Raw genomic sequence first — 18,461 nt, forward strand, 5'->3', positions numbered from 1 at the left:
CTAATCCAGTGGCTCCGGTTGCTCCTGTTACTCCATCTTGACCCATAGGAACTTCTAGTCTCACGTTGGCGGAGCCAGGGGTTACATTAATCTCTAATGTGTCGGATATAAAGTTAATCGTCTCTCCAAAGCCAAGTGGAATGCTTCCACTTGCCCCTGTGTTTCCTTGAACCAAAAATAAGAAATCACCGGTAACAAAAGTTCCGGTTGGACCTTGGGGTCCCGTCGGTCCTTGAGGTCCCGTGTCCCCTGAAATTCCAATCGCTCCCGACGGACCTGCAGGTCCTTGGGGTCCCGTATCTCCTGCAGGTCCTTGAGGTCCTCCAGATGGCCCTGTTGGCCCTGTGGCTCCAGCGGACCCCGTAGGACCCCTTGTAACATCTGTGTTTAACACATTTTCTAGCTTCTCATTTAGGATCCATTCTTTCTTCCCGATTACATTAATCGTATCGCGAACGCTTCTATTGATCGTGAGTAAGTCGCTAATCGAAGGTTGAAAAGTAGTTGACACCCCGGGTAAAGTTCCTAAAATATATTGTAGCTTTTCTCCCTCTGCATTCAGAATATGACTGAGACCTATCTCTTCTAGGGCAATAGATGACAGTAATAGATTGACTGCATCTTCTCTTGTTAGAGTGATATTAGGGGTAATATTAGGTATATTTGATTGTGACATTTTTTCCTCCTTATCAATAAACTATTAACAATATATGACGGTTTGATCGCGAACTAGACAAAAGATTTCTTTATTCTCTAAATCAATGTTTGGTATGTCGGGCTCCTTTAATTCTCCCTAGCGAGTAAATCATCTTTCCTTCATTAGCGGCTACATCGAATCCTTGCTGTATTAACTAATCCATTAGCAAATACTAATACATCGTTGACGACTCACATTAGTACATATTAATACGACTAGGAGGTCTATATGACTCAAAGTTCTATAGATGTGAAAGTGAATTTTATGTGTGGCTTTACAGATAAAGCTGGATAATCCTTTTGATTACGAGAAGATCCAATCCATCATTGATAAGGAGTTTTTCTGTTGCTTTCTTCCTTCAAATTTTAAATTTGATAGCATGGGCACCACTACTACAACAACACACCATTATCCACCTTGGCTATGACTCCAGAATAATAGTCTAATTTGATAAGAAATTTATCGGATGAAGGAACAACACCTGGGAAAGTTACCGAAAAGACTCAGTCCGGAAATGTATCTGATAAAACGATTCAAAAGACTCACTCCGAAACAACTAAGCAACAAACATCAGAAAAGAAAATATCACAAATGATCACATAAAACCAATTAAGGAGCTATCTCTTTGAATGCAGAGATAGCTCCTCTAGTTCACACTAATGTAGTAAGATGTACCTTCGCATCATATTCTACGAAGCTTTCTCCATGTTTCAATCGATGAACAAAATCTGGATTAGCAATTAACGGTCTGCCAAACGCTGCTACATCGATTGTGCCTTCCTGCAATGATGTCTCTGCCTCTTTCGGGTTCAAACCACCTACTCCTACCATAATCCCATCCCAATACTTCCTTACCAATTGATGAAAATTCTTTCCCTCCGAAATAACTTGTGTATAATCCATTGTCGAAGGATGAATCATCATTAAACCAACTTCCCTAAACATATTTACAAATGTTTCAATCGCTTCTTCAGGATTACCCCACATATAAGTAGGATTATCCCCTTTAAGAGCTGAGAAGCGCAACAGAGTTTTATCTGCTCCAATCGCCTCGATTACAGCTCGAACGACTTCTTTCATAAATGTTAACCGTTGTTTTAAATCACCGCCGTATTGATCAATTCGCTCATTTGCGAATTCATAGGTAAATTGATCGATTAAATATCCATGTGCACCGTGAATTTCTACACCATCAAAGCCAGCTTCCATCGCATTTTTTGCAGCTTGTGCGTATTGATTGATTACTTCTTGTATATCATCTAGGGTCATTTTTTCTGGTATATCATATGGCTTTCTAAAGCGTGGAACATCACCTTTTGCCGCGATCGCTGAAGGTGCTTGTGGCATTTTCCCACCAGCTAGTTGATGATGACTCATACGCCCCACATGCCATATTTGAGCAATAATCGTCCCACCTTCTTTATGTACTGCCTCTGTAACGGGTTTCCAAGAATCAATTTGTTCTTTCGTGTAAATACCTGGTACCCCGGGATTCCCTTTGGCTCTCGGACTAATGACAATTCCCTCTGTAATAATTAATCCAATACCATCAGCTGCTCGCTTTCGGTAATACTCAACCACCTCAGAACCAACTACCCCAGTCTCATCATTTGCAAAACACCTTGTCATCGGTGCCATCGCTATACGATTACGAAGAGACCATGCCCCAATTTGAATCGGATCAAATAACTTCGTATCCTCAATGCATCGCAAGGAACCGCCATCATTTATATTAGTTCTTTCAAAAATACTTGCTACTTTATGATTTGAACTTGTCATCTTGATTCCCCCCTTGGATCGCTTTCTCCATTCGATATTCTAAAATATCTCCCTGTTGACACTCTAATACTCTGCAAACTGCCTCTAAGGTGGAAAGCCGATTGAATGATGATGCCCATATTCTCCACCTCAGACTGTCAAATCATTTTCTGATTTTATGCGAATCACTTCTTGTAAAAGCCGTTTCGTGATCGTAACAAAGACGGCAATCATTAACGAAGCAAGAACGATAATGACTCCTACTAATCCGACAGGAGGGTCAACTTTTCTCCCTATAAAATGAAAGAGAGGCAAACCTAATACATACAGACCGCTGATTGCAATCGCACTACGCTGTATGTTCTTTAAAGATTTAATGGACAACGCTGAGAATGCTTTGTTCTCGTCAATGTACTGTAGAAGATGAAACGCTTGATATAGAGCAAAGTAAAAAGGGATCGCCGCTCCATACATCACGATGAAAACGAGATATTTAATAGAAGCAAAATTGGGATACAATGTAGCTGCGAAATGCGCCATTTTAGGCACTGAGAATATACATAGAACAAGAATAGGAAGCCCTATCATAAAAACAGCTATTCTTAAAAAGAGAGTTGATGCTCGCTTCATAAAAAGCACCTCACCTATTTAGCCATACTAATTTAGTAATACTAATTTTACCATCTAATTTATTGTTTATCAATAAATGATTATCTTTTTAAGTTATATTTTGATTGCTAAGTATTGTATAATGGACAGAACACTCGTCTGAAAATAGACGGAAACCTTACATCGTTTTTTCATAGAGCTACTATAATGCTTAAGCTAGAGGGGAATAGAATATGGAAGATAATGTTTTTGAACAGATAGCAAGGAAATATGATACAGAAGAACGAATTGAATTGGCTAACGTTATACTTAGGGAAGTAAGAACGGAATTACAACATAGTAAATCAAAATCATTGATAGACTATGGGAGTGGTACGGGTCTAATAGGCTTAGAACTATCCGACTTAGTAGACTCTGTTTTATTGGTGGATTCATCAAAACAGATGTTGGAGATCGCGAAAACTAAAATTCCCAAGAAGGGAATTACCAACTCAAAAGTACTCCTCTCAGACTTTACTAAAGGTGTCCCTCAGCTTAAGACAGATATAGTTGTAATGTCATTAGTTCTTCTTCATATTCCAGAGACTAAAAAAATTTTGCACGAATTGTTTAGCATTTTGAATGATGGTGGTAAGCTAATCATGGTTGATTTCGACAAAAATGATAAAGTTAACCACCAAAAGGTTCATAATGGTTTCACACATGAATTCCTTGAAAAAATATTATCCGAAGTTGGATTCAAATCCACTAAAATCAAGACCTTTTATCATGGAAATCGTATTTTCATGAATCAAGATGCCTCCATGTTTATAGCTAGTAGTACAAAGTAATTCCCTGAACAAATTGTCGAAGAACACGATAAAATAAGGCTATCCACTTTGTGTTTTAAACAAAGTAGGTAGCCTTATCTCAGTGCTTACAATCGAGGATCTTCTAAAAGACGCTCGATTTCTTCCTTATGATTGGTTTCATTAGCAATCATATCTTCTAGTTTTAATTTTAATTCAATTTCTTGAAGTGCTTCTGCTTGCTCCATCCGTTTTATATACCTAGCAATCGTATCTACTTCTGCCTGCAAAGTAATTTGAAGCATACCTTTTACATCATGAGTTATCTGGACAGGTGGAGCTGTTAAGATAGGGTCCCCACCAAGGGTAGCAATTTTCTCTGCTAAGTACTGGGCATGTAGCATTTCATCTTGTGCTTCTGTTAAAAAGAAGTCCTTTAATGTTAGTCGAGCCAATCCCGACACAGTGGAAGCATTATAGATATATTGATGAATCGCTCCCAGTTCGTGAGCTAAATCTTCATTAAGTCCGTCGATTAGTTCTTGCCGTTTCACATCCATGATATGGGCTCCTTTTTCTGTGATGGTTCTTTTTTACAGTACCCAATTGTTTGAAAATCATGCAAGTCTCCTCACTTAGTCGTCGTTCTACTTCGTTTTAGAGATTTCAATGGTAGAGCCGTGCCCACCATTTCTTACTTTGCTGACCTTAAATTGGAGACCTAATTTAGGTAGCATATCCCCGATGCTTTCCATCCCTTGCAGGGAATAATGGTTTTGATCGTTAAAGATAGGAATCCCTTCTTGGGAAGGAGAGTCTATTTTCCCCATATACGTTTCTACCTTAAGGGGAGTTGTTTTACTTAGACCAAAGGCTGCATCGGCAAGTTGAAATGTATTATCAGCTGGTTTTGACTTATCATTGTTCCAATACTGAGTTTGTGGGTGGGCATCAACAACACCAACCATTCCATAATTGTTCTTTTGATTGTAACTACCATCATAGTACCAAACCACCATTCCTGGGTCATAGGTGGGTCCCATAAATGTATGTTGAAGCCCTTTATCCAATCCATTGTGACTTCTCCATTCAATCAAATAATAGCGGGGATATTTCTTTCCTTCTTTATCTACTGAAGGGAGGTTTACTTTGATTACCTTGCGAGCAGAATTCTTGCTAACGGCTTCGTCTAACAGAATTTCTTTCTTTTCTTTCAAATCATTAAGATCGACTTCGATTGGCTTAATCCAATTACCACCATAAGTAGCTTGAAGAAATAATTTTGACTGCGGATTAAATTCGACTGGCTCAGTTCCAGATATTTTTCCATTTGATGCACCAAAATCCATTAATGACCAATTCCCTACTAGGCTTCCTCCTTTTTCGGATTGGTTATATAGATCTGGCAAGCCCAAATTATGACCATACTCATGTGTAAAGGTACCAACAGGGGTATCTTCCGGAGCCATCATATATGAGTAGGCTTTCAGGGAAGTCCCGGGTATTTGCACAGGTTCTTTCAATGTCCCTTGATGAGGTACTACATATAGATCATCGTTAGATCCTGCTACTACAACTGTAAGATTATCCAATAAACCATCCGGCTCCATGACGTTTCCATCTCCATCTAAATCATAGGGATCCCTCTGGTCGTATTTTTTCTCATTTCCTTTGATCGTTTGACCTACTTGTTCTAGGGTTTCTTTGGCTAATTCCTTAAACCCATCAAAGTCCTCAAATTCCCCACTTATTCCATAATATTCCTTATTATTTTTCGCCTGTACCCATGGAACTACTGTCCCTTGCATAGACCAAGTGTCTCCCGACTGTTCTTTATAAAACTGATTCATGGAAGGCATACTAATTCCTTCAGGTGTCCGGTAGGCACCAGATTGAAAGAACATATCCTTATAGTGATTCGGATTAAAATCTTTCGTGTAGAAAGTTTCTTTTGTTGTGGGTTTAATTTGATTGTGCTTTAAATTCTGGAACTCAATTAAGGAGACAGCCATATAATCCGTGTGTGCCTCTGTTTTATGGAAATTCGACGTGTTCTTTTTCTCTAAGGCCTGCTTCTGAATGGATAATAGGTTCTTTTCAACCTTTCTCCCAAATTCAGTAGAGGTATCAACTCCGTGCTTGTCCTTTTGATCATTTGCATTTACTACACCTATTGGCACCGTCACTACTAAAGCTATGGAAAGCATGCCTACAACTTTTTTATAGATATTCATTTATATTCCCTCCTGCATTTTATTTTAATAGGTACCTATAAATATAGAATGCAGATAACATAAAGGTTGAATAAAAAATAAAAGTTCTTGGAAAAACACAGATAACCCACTAGTGTAAACTCATTACCCTCTTTATCAGTCCCAATCGGATCGTGGAGCGATACATCCTTACGTGCTTTTTTTAAGGACCGTAGATGCATTAAGATCTCTATTCTTATAACAACAGTGGTGCATGTGTTCAAATATATTCTTTACATCTCTGTACTCTACTGGAATCCCAATCTATGAATAACTGTGAACAATTCTATTTATAGTTTCATAAGATGGACGAAGGAGTGTTGTTGATGTGTACAAAGGGAATAAAATAGTAGTGTACACTGCTATCATGGGCAATTATGAAACTGTCAAGGAAATTCACATTAGAGAGCCTAATATTGACTATGTATTATTTACAGATAACCCAAATGTAACTTCTGCTACATGGAAAATAATAAAAACAAAGAGATTGTTTATGGACTCTACTAGATTCGCCAGACAATATAAAATTCTTCCTCATCGTTTTTTGCGTCAATACAAATATAGTATCTGGATGGATGGAAATATGGTTATGAAAAAACCTATCTACCCCTTAATTGACTTTCTTAGTAGCCATCCTCTAATAGTATTTAATCACCCTAATCGGAATTGCATCTATGATGAGGAATCAGCATGTGAAGCTCTAAAAAAAGATACTCCACAGATTATGAGAAAGCAGATAGAGAAATACAAAAAAATAAAATATCCAATCCATAATGGCCTTATTGCGTCTGGTGTAATTTTACGACAACACAATCATCCTATGATAATTAACTTGATGGAGGATTGGTGGAATGAAGTTGTCAATTATAGTAAAAGAGATCAATTAAGTTTTAATTATATAGTATGGAAGAATCTAATGAATTATAAACAATTTGAATGGGGTACATTAAAAGATTATTTCGATATAAAGCCTCATAGATGATAAAGGAGAGATCATAATTGCAAGAGGATAAGCATTTGTTGGATAAAATCCGTCGACTTGTTGAGATAAACCCTGGACAGTTATCAGTAGAAGAGTATTTGACCGTAGCAAAGATAATCAAAATGAGGAAACCTTGTAATATATTAATATTTGGTGTAGGGAAAGATAGTCAGTTATGGTCTGAACTAAATAAGAATGGTAAAACGGTTTTTATTGAGGACAATCCAATATTTTTTAATCGTATAAAAGAGGAAATACCTAATATAGAGGTTGAGTTGGTAAAATACGGAACTAAAAGGAATCAATATATGGAATTGTTGAATGATCATAAAAAGTTAGAGATGGATTTGCCTAAAGAAATTTTAACCAAAAAATGGGATATTATCTTTGTTGATGCGCCAGTGGGGTATAGCGATGAAACACCTGGAAGAATGCAGAGTATTTATATGGCGTCATGGCTTGCTTCACAAAGCTATAATACTCACGTAATAGTGCATGACTGTGATCGGGAAGTTGAAAAAGTGTACTGTGATACTTTTTTTGCAGAAAAACATTTCCTATCAAATGTTATGAAATTAAGATTATATTTGGTTGTATAATTCCCTATTTATATTTTAGACATTAAAGAGCAATGGTTCTAGATCTAGAACCATTGCTCTTTAATGTCTAAAACAAATAAATCTCTACCCGGTCCTCATACACCAAAATCTCTCTTACAATCTGCCTTGTTAACTCCTTCTTATCTTCAAACGCAAGATTTTCTGCTTCCTTTAGGTAATATTCCGATGCCTGTTTAATCAGTTCAAATGAATTTTTCAAGCCTATCTGATCTAGTTGTTTCCCTTTTAACATAGCTAATTTCTCCGTCAAATGTTCCTCCTTTTGCTTTAGTTCTCGAATCTCAGCTCTAATCTCTTCTTCCAAATCGGGTTCTTCATTTAACAACTTAAACAACCTCTTTCTACCCGACTTGATCTTTGTTATCTCTTTTTCCATACGCTCTATCTCTACTTCATCAAAAGATTTAAACATTTCGTCTCCGGCTAATTGTTCTGCTGCCGCTGAAATTTCATCAGGTTGATTCAGCCATGCTACGATTTGCTCCCAAACTTGTTGATCTAGCTCTTCACACTTAACCTTTCTACCACACCCTGAGTGTTTGGCTCCAGAGTAATTTTTTTTATCCGTATACTCTGCAACCTTCTTTCCCCAGTTTTTTGATACTCGTCCAGTCATCGTATTATGGCATTCCCCACATCGTAATAGCCCGCTCAATAGATATTGATTTTTGCTTTGCTTTGCCCACCTTCTTCTTGATTCGTCCAACAATCTTTGCGCATGAGAGAAGGTATCATCCTCTATGATTCTCGGGCAATTCATCCGTATCCACTCTTCTTTGGGTCTAATGCGGGCAGAAATACGATCCCTTGATCCCCTATGCCTATTAGCTAACATCCCTTCTGTATTCCAACGATTCTGATAAAATTCACCAATATATGCCTTATTTAGTAGGATCTGTCGTACTACTTGCCTATGCCATATATTACTTCCTTTTTTCGTAGGAATTCCTCGTTCTGTTAAGTACTTCGCAATTCCGTTAATCCCTTGGATCTCATTGGGAGTCGTAAACATATGAAAAATAAGCTTCACAACTCTTTCTTCTGCTTCATTCACAATAATTTGTTCTGTTTGCTTATCGTAGTCATATCCATATATCTGAAAATCCCGGAGAACACGTCCTTGCTTTGCCTTCGCACGTCTTCCTCTACTCATTCGTTCATTAATCTTTGCTTTTTCAAATTCTGAAATCGCCCCGCGCATGCTATAGAATAAATTTCCTTCCGGTGTTTTGGCATAATCTCCATTTATGAACACTAGATCTACATTACGCTTATCAAACTCATCTGTTATTAATAGCTGATTCATCAGTTTGCGCGATAACCTGTCTGGATCAAGACAGATCACTTTCTTGATGAATCCATTCCGAACATCTTCTCTTAACTTACCTAATGCGGGTCTGTCCAGAAACTCGCCAGATATCCCTTCATCTATGTATTCCATCACTTCCGTAGTCATCGCTTTCTTCCGGCATTCCGACACCTGATCCTGAAGGCTGAACCCATGTTTCGCCTGTTCCTCGGTACTCACCCGTGCATAGATTCCGATCAATGTTGATATGCTCCCTTCTATATAAATCAATAAGGTATTGATAACTATTCAACCTGGTTTGATGCGCATAATCTCCTTTAATCATCATCACATGCATCTTAGCACCCCCTGATACATAGGTATGCCAACACTGCTTGTCAATTTGAACAGGTTTAAGAAAGAAATTATGCTACGAGAGCTTCTTAAATAGGTAATGGAGACGGAATGAGCTTGACCCTTTAGATGAGTGTGTACTAGTAACTGCAAATAGATAGCGCGCGGGCTATCTTTCCCACCTCAAACAAAAAAGCCCCCGGATTGGGAGCTATGTATCGATACCTGTCGATTCTTTGTTGATCGGACCTACTACGCGAACAAACTACCGATGAGTGAAGCGAGAGAACTTACAGCTTTCACGACATCTCCAACGGATGAAACAATTTTTGATATAAGTTCAAAAATTTCCAAATTTATTTTCCCCTTTCATTTTTAAATTATATTTCACTAGATATATTATTAAGTATTTTTAACATAATTGCAACTAATATTTTAGATGAATAAAATTATATACTAACAAACAAAAAAAGATCCAAAAGCTACCAAGAAATTGAGAGCAAAAGAGTGTATAATGAAAATAAGACTAATGAACTATACAGGATGGAGATGGGAGACTATGTTAAATACCATTGGCAAGATAGTGATTACTGTATTTGTAGTTATGATCCCATACGCATCTGCTATATCTGTATTTATACAAGAAACAGCTCAAGAACATCATGAAGAAACAACCACAGTAGAACATCCAAACATACCAAATAAATCCCTCTAAGAACAAATAGGACTCACGATACCAACAATTTGGAAATACCATATCAATGAAAATCGGCTTGCATTATGGCAAGAACAGGAGTATATATCAAGACGAGGACTTTCCACTGAGCTGGAAAGTCCTCGTCTTTTCAAGCGGACACCTAATATACCTTTACCGGGAGTTGTTTTCCTAACTCAAGTCCGTATTCATGTGAGGGATCGATAAAGCCCCTTCCCGTATAACTTCTACGTCATATGGACACTGGTTGTTTTAATCCCAATGCTAACTCTACCGCATTACTAGCATGTAGCATGGTGGAATCAAAAATAGGGATGTCTATATCAGCCGCCTTAATTAGTAACGGAATCTCCGTACAGCCTAAGATAACTCCTTCTGCACCTAAGGCTATTAACTTCTCAACAACCGTCAAATATTTCTGTTTGGAGCCTTCCAGTATTCGTCCTTTACATAGTTCTTCAAAAATAATATCGTGTATTACTTGACGATCTTCAGCAGATGGAACAATTACTTCAATTCCATATTTTTTCTCCATAATCTCGCGATAGAAAGGTTGTTCCATCGTGAACTTGGTTGCCAGCAAGCCCACCTTTTTTAGTTGGCTTACTTGAATTGCCTCTGCTGTTACGTCCACAATGTGCAGCAATGGAATGGAAATAGCCTCTTGAACCTGAGGTGCAACGATATGCATGGTGTTGGTAGCAATTAAGATAACATCCGCTCCTGATCTTTCTAATTGCACAGCTGCATTAGCCAAAATAGCGGCACTTTCATCCCATTTCCCTTGTTTTTGCAATTGAACTATCTCTTCAAAGTTTAAGGAGTATAAGATACAAGAAGAGGAATGAAGACCTCCTAATTTTTTATTAGTAAGTTGGTTGAATTGCTTATAGTAAAGAAGAGAAGATTCCCAACTCATACCACCGATTAATCCAATTGTTTTCATATGTGCTCCTTTATAAATGTCTACTACTAACGTTTTTTGTGCAGAATTTCGCACCTACACGTTGTAACCGACATATATGTGCGCTTCGGCACTCTCGTTTCCCAGATATTTTACCATAATTTACTCTTGCAAGTATGCAAAAGCATGCTGAATGAAAATAGGTTTATAATATAAGTGTCGCCAAAGGAAACTATACTAGCCTTCGAAATCATCCCTTATTTTTTACTATGTATGTTTATATTATGAATGAAGGGTTTATTAAACAATATAGCTCAAATGCATTATTTCTATGTTGATAATCCAAACGAAATCATGCGGAACTTTTCTGGATATGAAATGTTAGCAAAATGTAAAAACTGCTTTTGTAAGATAGTCAGCTAGAGTAGTCGTTTCTGAAAAGAAATCCACTTTACCCGACTCTTGTTTATGGACTATAATGGTTAGTATATGAATACATTTGAAATCGGAGGAGTCTGTCATACAAGGTACTTTTCTGCCTATTTTAGGTAGTGGGTCTTGCATGTCAGACTCTTTTTGCGTATGTAAGATGGGAAGTGATAAATACTACTATATGTCGATGCTATATGCCATTTTAATGATAAGGATGTTTAATTATGAATCAAAAAAGAAAATATTGGAGTCCACCAAGGATATTAGTAGCAGGCTTTTTCTTAATCATTTTTATGGGTTCATTTCTTCTTACCTTACCCCTAGCCACAAAAGACGGACAAGGACTTGCTTGGATTGATTCTCTATTTACCGCTACTTCGGCTACATGCGTAACAGGTCTTGTCGTAGTGGATACAGGGGATACCTTTACTCTCTTCGGACAGATGGTTATCTTAATCCTTATCCTTGTAGGCGGGCTGGGCTTTATGACATTTGCTACCTTTTTTGCGGTTCTATTAGGGAAACGGGTTTCGTTTCAGGACCGTTTATTATTGCAAGAAGCACTAAACAAATCATCAGTAGAAGGTATTGTTAGTTTAGTAAAGCGGATCGTTCTCTTTGCTTTTATTATACAGGCGATAGGAGCTATCTTGTTAACAATACGATTTGTCAGTGATATGCCCCTAGATAGGGCACTTTATTTCGGCATTTTCCACTCCATCTCTAATTTTAATAATGCAGGATTCGATATAATGGGAAGTTTTCAAGGGTTTACTGGGTATGTTAGTGATCCCTACGTGAGCATCATTCTTTGCACCCTTATTTTCTTGGGTGGCATTGGCTTTATTGTACTGAATGAGTTGTACGAATACCGTCAAACAAAGCGAATTTCGTTGCATAGCAAGATGGTTTTGGTAGTCAGTATTGCCTTGATCCTTATAGGAACGATCTTCCTGTTTTTATTTGAATATACAAATCCTAAGACATTACAACCTCTTTCTGGTACAGGAAAAGTAGTTAGTTCCTTTTATCAAGCCATTACACCACGTACTGCTGGATCTAATACTCTAAACATCCCCGATCTCACCCAATCATCGATACTTCTCATGATCGTTCTGATGTTCATAGGAGCTTCTCCAGGATCAACAGGTGGTGGAATTAAAACCAGTACCTTCTCCGTTCTACTAGGGGCTGTGAAGTCGCAGATTAAAGGAAAGGAAGACGTTACTTTCTATAGGCGACGAATCCCGTATGATTTGATCTATCGTTCATTAGCAGTAGCAAGTTGTGGGTTTGCCATTGTAGTAGGTGTCGCGATGCTTTTGACTATTACAGAAAAAGGCAATGACTTTTTGATGATTTTATTTGAAGCTACCTCTGCTTTTGGGACAGTTGGCTTATCCATGGGACTAACCCCAAACCTATCCATAGCTGGGAAAATGATTATTATTTTTACCATGTTTGCTGGACGAGTAGGTATACTGACGATCGCTTTTGCATTGGCTCAAAATCGCAAGCGTGATCCCTATCGCTATCCAGAAGGCAATATCATGATCGGATAACATCAGAAGCAGAAAAAGGAGATCTTTCATGCAAGAAAAAAACTATGCAGTGATCGGATTAGGTCGTTTTGGATCAAGTGTCGCAACCACTTTATATCGAGAGGGAAATGAAGTATTAGCAATTGATATCTATGAATCTCCTATTGAAGAGTTAGTAAATCAAGTTTCTCACACAGTGATCGCTGATTCTACAGATGAAGAAACTCTTAAAGCGATCGGAATCCGAAGCTTCGATACTGTCATTGTCGCAATAGGCGATGATATTCAAGCAAGTATCTTAACCGTACTCGTGTTAAAAGAATTGGGAATCAACTATGTTGTGGCAAAAGCATTAAATAGGCGTCATGCTCAAGTGCTATACAAGATTGGTGCAGATATGGTCGTCTTTCCCGAGCGCGATATGGGAGAACGAGTTGCACATCATCTTATGTCGCCCAATGTACTTAATTTTCTTAAGCTCGATCATGACTATAGCATCGAAGAAGTAAAAGTCCCTCGTTGTATGGTCGATTTAAATCTACGTGAAATCGACTTACGTGTTAAATACAATCTAAACGTAATTGCTATTCGAACTGGAGAGGAAATCGATATTTCTCCGAATCCGGCGAAAGTCCTTGGAGCAGAAGATGTATTGGTAGTGGTTGGTGCAAATCAGGACTTGGATAAGTTTACCGATTTGGCATAATGGATCTTTCGCCGTCTGTGTTATTTTCTTTAACTTTGAATCGAGGTGTACATATGTTATTTGTAAAGATCCTAATTATTTTACTCGCTACGAAAATAGCGGGTGAAATAAGTATAAAGTTCGGTCAGCCTGCTGTGCTAGGAAAGCTCGTTATTGGTATTGTTATTGGTCCGGCTGTATTGGGTTGGATTGAAGACTCAGAAATGATCGAGCAAATTAGTGAAGTTGGGGTTATCTTACTGATGTTTATTGCTGGTTTGGAAACGGATATAAAGTCATTAAATCAAAATCGCAACTCTTCCTTTGCTGTCGCAGTAGGTGGGATTATCTTGCCTCTATTAGGAGGATACCTCGCAGGATTAGGTTTTGGAATGAATCAGTCTCATGCTTTTTTTCTAGGTTTGTTGTTATCCGCCACGTCTGTTAGCATTTCTGCTCAGACCCTAAAGGAGTTAGGTCAGTTAAAGAGTCGAGAAAGTACTACTATTTTAGGTGCAGCCGTTTTAGACGATATTTTAGTCGTGGTTGCTTTAGCTGTCATGATGAGTTTTCTTACCACAGGAGAGGTCAGTCTTGGAATGGTACTTTTAAATAAGTTGATCTTCTTTGTATCTGTAGGTTTAATTGGATGGAAGGTTGTCCCATGGATGATGAAAAGGTTCAGTTCTTGGCGGGTGTCTGAGTCTATCATTAGTACTGCCTTGATCATTTGTTTCTTTTTCTCTTACTTAGCGGAATCTTTAGGGGTCGCTGCTATTATTGGAGCATTTGCAGCAGGAATCTCCATTTCACAAACTCCTTTTAGACAATCGGTTGAACGGAAAATCGAGCCAATTGCCTATGCTTTTTTTGTTCCCGTATTTTTTGTAAGCATTGGTTTATCCGTTTCCTTTGATGGTGTAGGAAGTCAACTATGGTTTATTATCATTCTTACCATCATTGCAACCATAACTAAGTTGTTAGGGGCTGGTCTGGGTGCGAGAATGACAGGCTTTAACAATCGTTCTTCCTTGGGAATTGGCGCTGGAATGGTTTCAAGGGGTGAAGTAGCCCTTATTATAGCGGCAATTGGCTTAGATTCACAATTGCTTAAACAAGAGTATTTTACAGCCATTGTTACGGTTGTAATTCTTACAACACTTATCACACCACCGTTGCTTAAAAAAATATTCTCGAATCACCAGGAATAAACAGTCGAGTATGATTCATCACAACAACCATTCTCCAAATCCTTGTCATAACAAATAAGAGAATGATCTTTTCGATCACTCCCTTATTTGTTATAATGCTCCACCCGAATCATTCCAATGGTGATGCCTACCACCTACTAGGGCTGTAGTGAATCATCCTTCTATTGGGATCTGTATTCAATTTCCTTTAGCGTGGTTCCTCCATTTTTGCCAATGGATACAAAACGTAGAGTATGTCTATCTCTCGGCATAGGAACCTCTACTGTAAAGCGCCCCTGTACAACCTCTACTTTCTTCATCCCCCATGGCCCTTGAATGACTATCCTCTGTCCGTTTGTAGAGCCCATCACACGAACCGTATCCTCCTTTCGAGAACTGGAGATTGAATTGACAATCGTAAGTTTTGGTCCTACAGGAATGAATTGATCTACATACCTCTCTTTCACAATCCGTGGCCTCTCTATCGGTTCTCCTGCCTCAATAGAGTGAGCGAGCCGAACATACTGTGCCATTGACCACGCTAAGGGTGTTGCTGACCCAGTACCTTCACCAAACTGAAGACCTTGTTTAGGTGAGTCGGATTGATCCCATACTTGCTCTGGTATGAGGAATCCTTCATTGGCAGCTCCAGCCATTGCTTGTAGATGGGCATTCGCAGATTTACCAGCAGCTAGTTCGTACTCCCCACGTTCCCCAGTTAAAATAGGCCATAGTCGGCCCATCCCTGTACCATTGTAGGGAGAACCGTCTTCTTTTTCACCATAACCATCATGATTGTATCGGTACCACATAGATCCATGTGGTGTATTCACTTTAATCGTTTGATCCAATTCAGGAAGGGAAGCGAGGATCGATGGATCAAAAGGTCCTTTCACACCTAGACGAACAAGCTCTAAAAATCCACCATCAACAATATTCCGCTCATCATAAGTACCCCCTCCATTATTTATTTCTAATGGCGCCCCATCATCGGGATTCCCATTTTGATCGATTCGAATAAAATACTCCCCATCACCATGACCACCTGTCTTCGTAAATGTCCATTTCTCAATGTTATTAGCCCAATCATCGGCTACACCAGTATATAAATCAGCAGATGCCTGATCCCCATTTTCCTCAGCAATATCGGCTACACAGATAAGACCTGCGATTTCGGCAGCAATTGTGGACGGTGAGTAACCCATCTCTTCCTCCCATCGCTCTTGTGGTGTGCTCGGACCTCTGTTTACGATATAATCAGCAGCTGGCTTCAGATGGTTTTCATAGGTTTCTCGATCCGTTTCTCCTAATTGCCATGCAAGAATCAGCGGATAGGCTACCTGATCTAGCTGGATTCCTGTCCAATAGGGGGTGCCATCCATACGCGAGTTTTGCGGAAAAGAACCATCTTCCTGCTGTTGTACCTCTAATAGATACCGAAGGGCGCGCTTGGCGGCAGCAGAATCCCCAGCTGCTTGCATAGCTGTCGCTACTTGATAAAGATCTCTTGCCCAGACAAGATGATATCCTCCCACTTCCGGCGTATCAGCATTTACAGCTTCCCCCCAAGGTATAGTCAGAGAAGCGATGTTGGCTCCACGGAAAGTTTTATCTTCGTGAGCTTTCAGTTGCATAATTGCCGACCAATATTGATGTTTTAATTTCCCACTTAGTTTGCGTGGAGGATGAATGGATGTAAGATATTTGTGCCACTCTCCTTGGTATAACTCCATCATCTGTGTAAAGGAGGACGATAAGGATTTAGTAGCCGTTTGTACCGCTTCTTGCTCTGTATTCCCAAAACCAAGGGACATCGTAAAACTTTGGTTCTGTTTTCCTTTCTGCAGCGGAATTTCTGCGGTATGGACAATATTACCATCATCCGCACTCGTGTAAGTCCAATCCATTCTTCGATCCTGTAGATCAGTCCAGCCATCACTTACACCCACATAACCCGTCGACATTTTTCCAAATCCTATTGACGAAGCCCAAGCAGTAGAAATATTCTTATCCGAAGCAACAAAAGTCCCATTCTTTGTTCCTCCCTTGTCCCCTCCTCCATCGTTTCCAATTGAGGTATCTAACATCGCAAATAATTGATAATCTCTGTTATCCAATGATTCAAAGTCCACACGGATTACAACTGAATTCCTAACAGGATCCGTTACATACGTTTTTGTCAGACGATACCTCTTCTTTCGATCGGTATTGATCTGCTGGTAAACAAGTGCTTTTTCGTCCATCAATCTCACCCGATGATCCATATCTGCCGTTTCCCGATGGATAAACGTTCTTCCATCGGTCACCAAAAACTCCATTTGACGAATATTCGCGATATCTACCCGTGGGTAGTATACTTCACTAAGTACACCTTCTGATAAGGTATACCATGTTTTAGAGTTAGTATTAGCCGCTGTACCTACTCCTTGCTTTTGACCCGTTGTCCAAGCTGCTCGCTCTCCTGGATGCCCTGGAGCTTCTGTTGTTTCAGCTAGTCCTACTATTGGATTAATTACCAATATAACGATAATAATAATTATCCACGGAATCATTTTATTTCCACGCAACATTCTATCCCCTCTCTTCATAACTACCTTTTAATTTTTTCGTTTTTCAAGTGAACAAATTCTTTATACTAGTTGTATTCCCCTCCCGATTTAGTAGTATGAACTGTCATCCCATTGATGATACCCACAAAAAACGAGATTATCTGATATCATATCCGACTTTTTTAGCAGGATCTTTATTTTTGTATCACCATTTTTTAATCAACCCAATATTATTGAATATAAGGGCATTAGCACAGATATCGTTTTCAGAATCAATGATGTCAACTACTCACCGGTGAACTTGTAGGTTTTGGGAGGCTTGCGAATCCGTTACACATCCCCAACGAGGGGATGCCAGACATCTCATAAAATAATTCGTAAGGGGGATCATTATGTCACTCCCTAATGTACCTAACATTAGCCCCAATATTTCCATTACAAGAGAAGACGCAGTAAACTTACTATTATCATCCATTGCGTTAGAAGAACTAGGCTTAAGTCATATTATTAATGCTGAGGGCGAAAAGCTCCAGTACGTTCTCGGAACTCTCCCCGGAGTATCCACCACCTTTCAGCCCTCCATTAGCGACTTGCTTGCAATAAATAGTAGTGTTCGTGACACAATCAATGTGATTGGAAAGAAAGAGTGGATTTTAAATGAGAAGTTAGAAAATGTGTTAGGAACAGATGTCACGAGAGGACCGACGGGGGCTGCAGGAGCCACAGGGCCTACAGGTCCATCAGGCGGACCTCCTGGACCACAGGGAGCCACAGGGCCCCAAGGACCAACGGGAGCTACAGGGACAGCGGGGACTACAGGATCTCAAGGCGCCACAGGGCCTCAAGGACCGACAGGATCTTTTACTACAGGTGATTTCCTATTTTTAGTACAAGGGAATTCAGGAGCAGACGGAAATGTTCCACTCGGTTTAGGCGATACACTAAACGTTATATCCAATACGTTAGAAATTGCAGTAACCCCGGGTTCTGCTAATGTGAGTTTAGAAGTACCTACTGGAACTACGGGACCCATTGCAGGTATCGTTAAAGCAATTGTTGAAGCACTAGGCCTTACTGGGGCTACGGGACCTCAAGGC

17 protein-coding genes and 1 pseudogene are annotated in these 18,461 nt (G+C 39.2%); 8 read left to right on the forward strand and 10 right to left on the reverse strand.

Annotated elements, in window-relative coordinates; genetic code table 11:
• From BT147_RS15540 to BT147_RS09950, 4 genes and pseudogenes are all read right to left on the reverse strand, one after another.
• The coding region (locus tag BT147_RS15540; RefSeq protein WP_177239778.1) for an alpha-helical endospore appendage domain-containing protein at positions 1 to 676 on the reverse strand (676 nt) is incomplete at its 3' end.
• Between the two features lie 672 nt (positions 677 to 1,348).
• Positions 1,349 to 2,476, reverse strand: coding sequence for an alkene reductase (locus BT147_RS09940; protein ID WP_072334485.1), 1,128 nt, complete (start codon positions 2,474 to 2,476; stop codon positions 1,349 to 1,351).
• Positions 2,457 to 2,576: pseudogene (locus tag BT147_RS15095) on the reverse strand (helix-turn-helix domain-containing protein); the annotation flags it as partial. The gene BT147_RS09940 and the pseudogene BT147_RS15095, both read right to left, overlap by 20 nt.
• A 29-nt stretch (positions 2,577 to 2,605) precedes the next feature.
• Positions 2,606 to 3,085, reverse strand: coding sequence for a DUF2975 domain-containing protein (locus BT147_RS09950; RefSeq protein WP_072334488.1), 480 nt, complete (start codon positions 3,083 to 3,085; stop codon positions 2,606 to 2,608).
• A gap of 212 nt (positions 3,086 to 3,297) precedes the next feature.
• On the opposite strand from BT147_RS09950, the gene BT147_RS09955 reads away from it, so the two are divergent.
• Positions 3,298 to 3,894: a class I SAM-dependent methyltransferase gene (locus BT147_RS09955; RefSeq protein ID WP_072334491.1), complete on the forward strand. Its 597-nt coding sequence runs from the start codon at positions 3,298 to 3,300 to the stop codon at positions 3,892 to 3,894.
• Positions 3,895 to 3,980: 86 nt separating this feature from the next.
• Here the strand turns inward: BT147_RS09955 and BT147_RS09960 are convergent, their stop codons facing one another.
• Complete coding sequence (locus tag BT147_RS09960; RefSeq protein WP_072334494.1) at positions 3,981 to 4,412, reverse strand: ferritin-like domain-containing protein; 432 nt, start codon at positions 4,410 to 4,412, stop codon at positions 3,981 to 3,983.
• Between the two features lie 87 nt (positions 4,413 to 4,499).
• Positions 4,500 to 6,086, reverse strand: a complete 1,587-nt coding sequence (locus BT147_RS09965; protein ID WP_072334497.1) for an immune inhibitor A domain-containing protein — start codon at positions 6,084 to 6,086, stop codon at positions 4,500 to 4,502.
• Between the two features lie 346 nt (positions 6,087 to 6,432).
• On the opposite strand from BT147_RS09965, the gene BT147_RS09975 reads away from it, so the two are divergent.
• Together BT147_RS09975 and BT147_RS09980 are read left to right on the forward strand one after the other, a co-directional pair.
• A complete protein-coding gene (locus BT147_RS09975; RefSeq protein WP_072334503.1) occupies positions 6,433 to 7,086 on the forward strand; it encodes a glycosyltransferase domain-containing protein in 654 nt (217 codons plus the stop codon).
• A 17-nt stretch (positions 7,087 to 7,103) separates the two neighbouring features.
• Entirely contained in the window at positions 7,104 to 7,685 is a 582-nt protein-coding gene (locus BT147_RS09980) for a hypothetical protein (protein WP_072334506.1), read from the forward strand.
• Between the two features lie 67 nt (positions 7,686 to 7,752).
• Here BT147_RS09980 and BT147_RS09985 read toward each other — a convergent pair whose 3' ends face one another.
• Complete coding sequence (locus BT147_RS09985) at positions 7,753 to 9,234, reverse strand: recombinase family protein (RefSeq protein WP_286119328.1); 1,482 nt, start codon at positions 9,232 to 9,234, stop codon at positions 7,753 to 7,755.
• Positions 9,131 to 9,352, reverse strand: coding sequence for a hypothetical protein (locus tag BT147_RS15880; RefSeq protein WP_286119329.1), 222 nt, complete (start codon positions 9,350 to 9,352; stop codon positions 9,131 to 9,133). Before BT147_RS15880 ends, BT147_RS09985 begins: the two co-directional genes overlap by 104 nt.
• Before the next feature lie 555 nt (positions 9,353 to 9,907).
• Here BT147_RS15880 and BT147_RS15545 point away from each other — a divergent pair.
• Positions 9,908 to 10,063 carry a hypothetical protein gene (locus BT147_RS15545; protein ID WP_177239780.1) on the forward strand — a complete coding sequence of 52 codons (156 nt, stop codon included), beginning with the start codon at positions 9,908 to 9,910 and terminating at the stop codon, positions 10,061 to 10,063.
• Between the two features lie 232 nt (positions 10,064 to 10,295).
• Here the strand turns inward: BT147_RS15545 and BT147_RS09990 are convergent, their stop codons facing one another.
• Positions 10,296 to 11,009, reverse strand: a complete 714-nt coding sequence (locus BT147_RS09990) for an aspartate/glutamate racemase family protein (protein WP_072334512.1) — start codon at positions 11,007 to 11,009, stop codon at positions 10,296 to 10,298.
• Positions 11,010 to 11,623: 614 nt separating this feature from the next.
• On the opposite strand from BT147_RS09990, the gene BT147_RS09995 reads away from it, so the two are divergent.
• Genes BT147_RS09995 through BT147_RS10005 form a run of 3 tightly spaced genes read left to right on the forward strand, consistent with a single transcriptional unit; the run spans position 11,624 to position 14,836 of the window.
• Positions 11,624 to 12,961 (forward strand): TrkH family potassium uptake protein, encoded by a 1,338-nt coding sequence (locus BT147_RS09995; RefSeq protein ID WP_072334515.1) that lies wholly within the window; start codon positions 11,624 to 11,626, stop codon positions 12,959 to 12,961.
• A 28-nt stretch (positions 12,962 to 12,989) separates the two neighbouring features.
• A complete protein-coding gene (locus tag BT147_RS10000; RefSeq protein WP_072334517.1) occupies positions 12,990 to 13,646 on the forward strand; it encodes a potassium channel family protein in 657 nt (218 codons plus the stop codon).
• Positions 13,647 to 13,699: 53 nt separating this feature from the next.
• Entirely contained in the window at positions 13,700 to 14,836 is a 1,137-nt protein-coding gene (locus BT147_RS10005) for a cation:proton antiporter (protein ID WP_072334520.1), read from the forward strand.
• Between the two features lie 161 nt (positions 14,837 to 14,997).
• On the opposite strand, the gene BT147_RS10010 is transcribed toward BT147_RS10005, so the two are convergent.
• A complete protein-coding gene (locus BT147_RS10010; protein WP_177239782.1) occupies positions 14,998 to 17,382 on the reverse strand; it encodes a glucan 1,4-alpha-glucosidase in 2,385 nt (794 codons plus the stop codon).
• Positions 17,383 to 17,756: 374 nt separating this feature from the next.
• On the opposite strand from BT147_RS10010, the gene BT147_RS15550 reads away from it, so the two are divergent.
• Positions 17,757 to 18,461 (forward strand): alpha-helical endospore appendage domain-containing protein (locus BT147_RS15550; RefSeq protein WP_502688565.1); only part of this gene is annotated, 705 nt, incomplete at its 3' end.

The sequence above is a fragment of the Thermoactinomyces sp. DSM 45891 genome (genome assembly GCF_900119485.1).
Classification (GTDB): Bacteria; Bacillota; Bacilli; order Thermoactinomycetales; family Thermoactinomycetaceae; genus Baia.

What these genes read in the sequence shown, in the direction of transcription:
- BT147_RS09940 (WP_072334485.1), bottom strand. Translation starts at nt 2,476, where the DNA reads ATGACAAGTTCAAATCATAAAGTAGCAAGTATTTTTGAAAGAACTAAT.
- BT147_RS09960 (WP_072334494.1), bottom strand. Translation starts at nt 4,412, where the DNA reads ATGGATGTGAAACGGCAAGAACTAATCGACGGACTTAATGAAGATTTA.
- BT147_RS15880 (WP_286119329.1), bottom strand. Translation starts at nt 9,352, where the DNA reads ATGCATGTGATGATGATTAAAGGAGATTATGCGCATCAAACCAGGTTG.
- BT147_RS10000 (WP_072334517.1), top strand. Translation starts at nt 12,990, where the DNA reads ATGCAAGAAAAAAACTATGCAGTGATCGGATTAGGTCGTTTTGGATCA.
- BT147_RS09955 (WP_072334491.1), top strand. Translation starts at nt 3,298, where the DNA reads ATGGAAGATAATGTTTTTGAACAGATAGCAAGGAAATATGATACAGAA.
- BT147_RS09995 (WP_072334515.1), top strand. Translation starts at nt 11,624, where the DNA reads ATGAATCAAAAAAGAAAATATTGGAGTCCACCAAGGATATTAGTAGCA.
- BT147_RS09990 (WP_072334512.1), bottom strand. Translation starts at nt 11,009, where the DNA reads ATGAAAACAATTGGATTAATCGGTGGTATGAGTTGGGAATCTTCTCTT.
- BT147_RS10005 (WP_072334520.1), top strand. Translation starts at nt 13,700, where the DNA reads ATGTTATTTGTAAAGATCCTAATTATTTTACTCGCTACGAAAATAGCG.
- BT147_RS09965 (WP_072334497.1), bottom strand. Translation starts at nt 6,086, where the DNA reads ATGAATATCTATAAAAAAGTTGTAGGCATGCTTTCCATAGCTTTAGTA.
- BT147_RS09950 (WP_072334488.1), bottom strand. Translation starts at nt 3,085, where the DNA reads ATGAAGCGAGCATCAACTCTCTTTTTAAGAATAGCTGTTTTTATGATA.
- BT147_RS15545 (WP_177239780.1), top strand. Translation starts at nt 9,908, where the DNA reads ATGTTAAATACCATTGGCAAGATAGTGATTACTGTATTTGTAGTTATG.